Source organism: Wenyingzhuangia sp. 2_MG-2023, assembly GCF_030548295.1.
In the GTDB taxonomy this organism is placed as follows: Bacteria; Bacteroidota; Bacteroidia; order Flavobacteriales; family Flavobacteriaceae; genus Wenyingzhuangia.
In genome coordinates this window covers 1-246 of the sequence record NZ_JAUOSB010000155.1, presented here as the reverse complement: position 1 = coordinate 246, position 246 = coordinate 1, and the positions used below count along the sequence as shown (strand labels likewise).

The window sequence follows — 246 nt, the reverse complement described above, 5'->3', positions numbered from 1 at the left end:
AATCCTAAATTACTTTATAAATAGAAGTACCAATGCTGCGGCTGAATCTTTCAATGCTAAAATTAAAGCTTTTAGAGTGCAATTTAGAGGCGTTAGAAATCTAGAATTCTTTCTTTTTAGATTAACCAATATTTTTGCGTAAACACAACAATTTGTCTTGATCCAATTCGGATCAAGCCCAAAAGTTGTGTGTGAATTAGGATAGCATTAATTTAGGAGTTTTTAAACTGACTTATATTGGAATTA

The 246-nt window shown here is 30.1% G+C and carries 1 protein-coding gene; it reads left to right on the top strand.

What is annotated here, in order from left to right; all coding sequences use genetic code 11:
• Positions 1–142: transposase (locus tag Q4548_RS16940; protein WP_336622751.1), on the top strand; the 142-nt coding region annotated here is incomplete at its 5' end.
• Positions 143–246 lie beyond the last annotated feature (104 nt).